General features: G+C 50.5%; 7 protein-coding genes. 2 read left to right on the top strand and 5 right to left on the bottom strand.

What is annotated here, in order from left to right; translation table 11 throughout:
- Positions 1-2,031 (bottom strand): magnesium-translocating P-type ATPase (gene mgtA, locus AC06ND_RS02140; RefSeq protein ID WP_475677349.1); only part of this gene is annotated, 2,031 nt, incomplete at its 3' end.
- A gap of 165 nt (positions 2,032-2,196) precedes the next feature.
- Here mgtA and AC06ND_RS02135 point away from each other — a divergent pair.
- Both AC06ND_RS02135 and AC06ND_RS02130 read left to right on the top strand, forming a co-directional pair.
- Positions 2,197-2,895, top strand: a complete 699-nt coding sequence (locus AC06ND_RS02135; RefSeq protein ID WP_475677348.1) for a response regulator transcription factor — start codon at positions 2,197-2,199, stop codon at positions 2,893-2,895.
- 34 nt (positions 2,896-2,929) lie between these two features.
- Complete coding sequence (locus tag AC06ND_RS02130; RefSeq protein WP_475677347.1) at positions 2,930-4,108, top strand: sensor histidine kinase; 1,179 nt, start codon at positions 2,930-2,932, stop codon at positions 4,106-4,108.
- A 66-nt stretch (positions 4,109-4,174) separates the two neighbouring features.
- Here the strand turns inward: AC06ND_RS02130 and AC06ND_RS02125 are convergent, their stop codons facing one another.
- From AC06ND_RS02125 to AC06ND_RS02110, 4 genes are all read right to left on the bottom strand, one after another.
- A complete protein-coding gene (locus tag AC06ND_RS02125; protein WP_475677346.1) occupies positions 4,175-5,107 on the bottom strand; it encodes a hypothetical protein in 933 nt (310 codons plus the stop codon).
- Positions 5,108-5,134: 27 nt separating this feature from the next.
- Positions 5,135-5,803 (bottom strand): formylglycine-generating enzyme family protein, encoded by a 669-nt coding sequence (locus tag AC06ND_RS02120; RefSeq protein ID WP_475677345.1) that lies wholly within the window; start codon positions 5,801-5,803, stop codon positions 5,135-5,137.
- A gap of 180 nt (positions 5,804-5,983) precedes the next feature.
- Positions 5,984-6,349, bottom strand: coding sequence for a helix-turn-helix domain-containing protein (locus AC06ND_RS02115; protein ID WP_475677344.1), 366 nt, complete (start codon positions 6,347-6,349; stop codon positions 5,984-5,986).
- A 3-nt stretch (positions 6,350-6,352) separates the two neighbouring features.
- Positions 6,353-6,467, bottom strand: a 115-nt coding sequence (locus AC06ND_RS02110; protein WP_475677350.1) for a type II toxin-antitoxin system HigB family toxin, incomplete at its 5' end; no start/stop codon positions are given.

Genomic DNA, 6,467 nt, shown 5'->3' with positions numbered 1-6,467 from the left:
GGTCTCGCGTCCCGCAAGAACACCATCTTCAAGTACCATAAGATCCTTCTCAAGGAGAATGATATCTGCGCTTTCCTTGGCAATGTCAACGGCAGAATCCACGCTGATGCCGATATCGGACTGACGGAGCGCTGCCGCATCATTGATGCCGTCGCCGAGGAAACCGACTGTGTTGTCCTGCTCCTGGAGCAGTTGAATGACCTCTGTCTTCTGGTGCGGTGTGAGCTTCGCGAACACACGGTTGTTCTTCACGGCTGTGCGCTTCTGATCGCCCGACATCAGTTCAAACACCGGTCCGGTAATGCATCCATTGTGCTCAATCCCGACCTGCTGCGAGATTGTGCTGACCACAGCGTCATTGTCGCCGCTGAGTACCTTGACCTCAATGCCCGCTTCATGCAACTGCCTGATCGCCTCAGCAGCTGATTCCTTCGGTGGGTCGAGGAATGCGAGGTAGCCTATGAGTACCATGTCCATCTCGTCATCCACCTCAAACTCTCCGGCTTTGTCAAGGAACGATTTCTGAGCAACCGCCAGCACTCGCATACCCTGATTGTTCATGTCATGAACGATGCCGAGTGCCTTGGTGCGAATCTCGTCGGACATAGGAATGACCTTACCCTCAAGTTCACATGAAGTGCAGATGCTGATCATCTCCTCGACTGCACCCTTCGTGATGATCTGGCGCTTGCCGGAGTTGTCCTCGACCACAACTGACATTCTTCTGCGGGTGAAATCGAATGGAATCTCGTCAATCTTTGTGTAGTTCTCAACCACGACGTCAAGCGCCTTGCCATTATCGTTCACATGCTCGATGATGGCCTTGTCCATAAGGTTTTTGATACCAGTGGAGAAAAAGCTGTTGAAGAATGCATGTCTGAGGATGCGGCGTGAGAGATCCTGGCTGCCGTCTGCGTTGATGGACTTCACGAGTACGACCTTGTCGCGAGTAAGAGTTCCGGTCTTGTCTGTGCAGAGGATGTTCATGGCACCAAAATTCTGGATTGCGTTGAGATCCTTTACGACTACCTTCTTCTTGGACATCTTCACCGCGCCTTTCGCAAGATTGGCGGTCACGATCATCGGGAGCATCTCCGGAGTGAGACCCACAGCCACACTGACTGCGAAGATGAATGCCTCGAGCCAGTCGCCCTTGGTGAAGCCGTTCACCATGAATACGAAAGGCACCATCACGAGCATGAACCTGATAAGGAGAAGAGGTACCTTTGTGATACCCTTGTCGAAGGCTGTCTCTGCCCTGTGGCCGGCAATGCTCTTGGCAATCGAGCCGAGATAGGTGCGGTTCCCCGTCGCGAAGACTATACCTTTAGCCTTGCCACTGACAACGGTAGAACCCATGAACGCAAGGTTATCAAGATCCACTACGCTGCCTTCGTCCCCATCACATACGGGAAGCTTCTCGATTCCTTCACTCTCTCCGGTAAGAGAAGACTGGCTTACGAAGAAATCCTTTGTTTCAAGTATCCTGACATCAGCAGGAATCATGTCACCTGCACTGAGAAGGACAATGTCACCTGGAACGAGTTCCTCTACAGGAATCTCCCCACTGCCAACAAGTGGTCTTTCCACATAGCAGGTATTGGTGACCATCTTCAGAAGCGCATCACTGCTCCTGTTTGCCTTGAGTTCCTGTACGAAACGCAGGATTGCAGAAGCAAGAACCATGGTGGAGATGATGATTATTGTGGTCCAGTCCTGTTCACCCGGTCCTGCGAGAATCACATCAAGCACGAATGATATGATGATAAGTGCCGTGAGTACACCAACGAACGGATTGATGAATGCGGAAACGAAGAGCTTCACCGGGTTGGTCTTCTCTTCATGTTCCACTACATTCGGTCCATGTTTTCGACGCAGATCGTCTATCTGCTGACCATTAAGGCCATCAGTGTGTGGGTTCAAGAGTCCGAACACGCTGTCGGTCGTCATTCTTGAGATGTAGCGTGCATACTCGCTGTCATAAACAGCCCTCGTCATGGGGCTTTTCTTGAAATTGAAGATCTTTTTCATGGCTGACGATAGTTTTATGTTTACGGCAGCGAAGGTAGAGCTGCGACATCAGAACAGCCGTTAGAGAAAGATTAGAGTCGTATTAGAAGTTCATTAGAGCAATTTTAATTGAATTCTAATACCATGCAAGCCTCATTGCCAGGTATTATATGTAACTTTGTTTTCATGGGAACCATTCTTGTCATAGAGGACGACCGCAGACTGGCCACACTGCTCCTCAGTGGTATTGAAGAGGCCGGTTATCAGGTGCTTTTGTCTTACGATGCAGAGATGGCGTTGCGTCTTGTAAACAGCGGCAATGCCATTGATCTTGTCGTCAGTGACATCATTCTCCCAGGGATGAGCGGGCTCGAATTGTGTAAAAAGCTCCGCGTTGAGCATCCGGATATCCCCGTACTGATGCTGACTGCGCTTGGCACGACCGATGACAAGCTTGAGGGCTTTGATGCCGGAGCAGATGATTACATGACCAAACCGTTCGACTTCAGGGAGCTCATAGCCAGGATTGGCGCCTTGCTGAAAAGGTCGGCTGCGCATAATACTGACCTCACCCACCAGGCCAAAATCCTCCAAGTATCTGATCTGGTCATGGACACCGACCGCCACGAATGTGCCCGGGCGGGTAAAGAAATCAAGCTTACGCCTAAGGAGTTCTCGCTTCTGCAATACCTCATGGAGAATGCCGGAAGAGTGGTCAGCCGCTTAGATATCCAGGACAAGGTCTGGAACACCCACTTCGACACCGGAACCAATTTCATTGATGTCTACATAAACTACCTGCGTCGTAAGGTGGACAAGGACTTTGCGGTAAAGCTTATCCACACGAAACCTGGCGTGGGCTTCATGCTGAGTGATGAGGGATAACAGGGTTATACTTACGCTCAAGTACACTGCCGTGATGTCGGCAGTGTTACTCTGCTCGCTGGTGATCATCTATCTGACCAGCGACAAGGCACGTCATACCTCCTTCTGCAACACACTGCGCTCCGAAGCCATCACCAAGGCAAACCTATACCTCGAAGACAAGGTCGATGCCCAGACCATGCAGCACATCTATCTGAACAACACCCAGTTCATCAACGAAGTGGAAGTGGCGGTCTATACCAAGGACTTCGAGATGCTCTACCATGACGCAGCCCAACATGACATCGTGAAGGAGACCGCTGACATGATAAGCGACATTATCGCCAAAGGGGAGCTGGACATTCCCGTGGGAAGCGGCTATCAGGCAGTGGGGATCCTGTACAAGGACAAATATGTGGTGACAGCCGCGGCGCACGACGGCTATGGAGAAGCAAATATGGCATCTCTGCGCCGCACTCTGCTGCTGATCTTCGTCATTTCCATCCTGCTGATGTTGGCAGTGGGCTATTATCTTGCCAACATGACCATACGCCCTATAGAAAGAGCGCTTGTATCGCAAAAGATGTTCGTGAGCAACGTTTCGCACGAACTCCGCACTCCCCTCGCCGCCATTATGGGTGAACTGGGTCTGGCACTGCAGAAGGAAAGAACAGCGGAAGACTACCAGGAGCGCATCGAGAGGGCGCTTGAAGACAGCAACAGAATGTCTGAGATCGTAATCGGACTGCTGAACATGGCCCGAGCAGAATACGATGCTTCGCAGATAAAGATGGAACCTGTCCGTGTTGACGAACTGCTGATGGATGTGCGTGAAAACCTTCTGCGAGCAAAGCCGGACTACCATATCAACATCGCGTTCGCGGAAGAACCGCAGAGCGACGATCAGGTGTGTGTCACGGCAAACCGATACCTGCTTGCACTTGCCTTCAGGAATCTCATCGAAAACAACTGCAAGTTCTCCGCAGACCACCAATCAGACGTTACCATTCACACTGGTGACAGGTTGGAGATTTCATTTGCAGACAAGGGCATTGGCATGACACGAGAGGTGCAGAAGAATATCTTCACTATGTTCTATAGAGGCTCATCATACGAGAACAATGGACACGGTATAGGTATGACCATGGTCCAGCGCATCCTGACCCTTCACAATGCTGACATCATCGTAAGCAGCAAGGAAGGACATGGTACAACCTTCATCACACGATTTTAGCGTCCCAAAAATTGTTGCGGAAGCACCATGCTCTGCAAAAAGCATTTATGATAAGCCCTCGGTTCCTTATGGAATCCACCTGCGGTTAATTTCTGCTATCATGCCGTTCTCAATCGTGACAAGGGTGTTCAGAGAAAAGAACTCCCTGCGGCTTCCCTTGAGTGATTCGAGATAGAGTTTCTGTCCGGAACGAATAGTGGTGGCAGGATCATCAGGGAACTCTCCGCAGTCGACTATCACGAAGTCATCGGCAAGCGCAACCTCAGCCTTTCCCAACTTGGTGTAGGTAGCGTGGTCGTCCCAGTCGCGGGCAACGTAAGTGCCTCCCTCATAACCTGCAAGGCAGCAGCCACCATTGTCTATGCCGCCGTTGATGTCCAGACCACCACGCACCTCCTCTATCGTCTCTATGACCATAGGCTCGCCTGTGTAGATGAGAGTGTCACCCACCTGCATCTGCGAGATTTCGACCGCGTCGTAAAGGTCTTTGCTGTACACAGTCATCATCAGCTTGCCTCCCATCCAGCGGAAATCATCAGAAGTGAATGCCACCGGCACGGTGCAGTCCTGCAGGTCGTCCAAATCAAGGCCCGAAGGCAGCGGTGCGATGAGCCCATTGTCTTCGGCGATGTCCTCAATCATGGTCCTTCGACCCGAGTGTGAGATCTTGATCCTTTTTCGGAAGGTTATGCCCATGTCCAAAGCCGTGTACTTGTACCATCCGTCACCTTCATCTTCGATGCTGAGCACAGTGTGCTCGTCGCTCGGTCCATCTTGCGCGCCGCTGCGGAATTTCCACACCGCATACCCTTCCCCGTCGTAGTCGTAAGCCTCGGCGAGCTTTGTCAGAAGGTCCTCCGAACAAGACCTCTCGAGGAATCCGTAGTCCTCGTACAGAGTATTCTCATACATCTCACGGATAAACTGAATGTCATCCACATTCGGTGTGCACGCCACCAGCGCACACATGAACATCATAACTGCTGCTATTCTTTTCATTTGCTATTTTTGTCTATATCGTTTCATCTAAAGAGCGAGACGCACCCCAAGGCAGTTGATCTTGAACGAACGCGGTGTCTCGTTGGGTAATGAAGGGTCACAGTTCCTGGCATTGTGAATCCAGCTGCCTCCACGGCACATACCTTCGGAGCCATGCATGTCCTGGCACAATTCCCAGACGTTTCCGCTCATGTCATAAAGTCCAAGTTCATTCGGCTTTTTCTGTCCGACAGGGTGAGTCTTTCCCCCGCTGTTCCCATCATACCATGCGACCTCGTCAATATTATCGCTGCCCGAGTATCTGTAGCCTGCCGAAAGCTTTCCGCCACGGCAAGCATACTCCCATTCCACTTCGTAAGGTAGACGGTAATTCCTTCCAGTCATTTCCCCCAGCTTGCTGACGAACGTCTGACAGTCTTCCCAGCTGACCTGCTCCACAGGAAGGTCATCGCCTTGCATCTCCGACGGATTGTCGCCCATCACTTCCTTCCACAGCCCCTGAGTGACCTCATACTTGCATATATAGAAGCTTCCGGTGTCCGTCTCGACAAGGACCATGTCGTCAGCGAGCCTGTCAAATATGGGATTTGATTCCACCACCTCCTGAACCATCGGGACTTTAGTGCTGCTATTGTTGCATGAGCAACCCTGCGTGGTCATCGCGACGACAAAAGCAACGACAGAGAAAACCGACATGCTTGTCAGCATCCGATTCCGTCCCTGTCCCATACTGCCCAAAGTCATCTTCATGGCTGTTTTTTTAAACGTGTCTGAATATGACCTGCTTCCCGTGCGCCTGAATTTCCTCTTCTCTTGCAGCCCTCCGGTTAGCCAAGATGAAATCATCTTGAGAGATTCGGAAGTTCTTTTTCTTTTTCATAGAGCTAATACAATAGATGGATCAATGTCAAGTTTCTTCGAGATTATTCTTGCCTGATCATAAGTTGGAGTTTTCTTGCCGCCAATGATGTCGCATAACCTCGGCGCGGATATTCCAAGCAGGGATGCGAGCTCTTTCTGTGAGTAGTTACGTTCATTCATTCTCGCCACGATGGTATTCGACAATGAAGGAGTCTGAATAGGATAATGCTCCTGTTCATATTCCTCCGCCATCGCTGAAAGAACGTCAAGTTCAAGCAGTCGCTTGTCGTCTTTGGGAGTGTTTTCATCGGTGGCAAAGAAAAGTTCATCAATCCTTGCCATAATTGCATCGTACTGTTTTTTGTCCTTTATCTGTGCCATAACCTATATGTTTGAAACGTCAATCTTCATATACTCATCGTGCGTCCCCACAAAACGGATATATACCAGTTTCGGCGTGAACTTCACGGCTACCACCAAACGGTAATTATTACCTTTT

Source organism: Candidatus Cryptobacteroides sp. (assembly GCF_056207615.1).
This window is presented reverse-complemented; position numbering and strand designations above follow the sequence as displayed.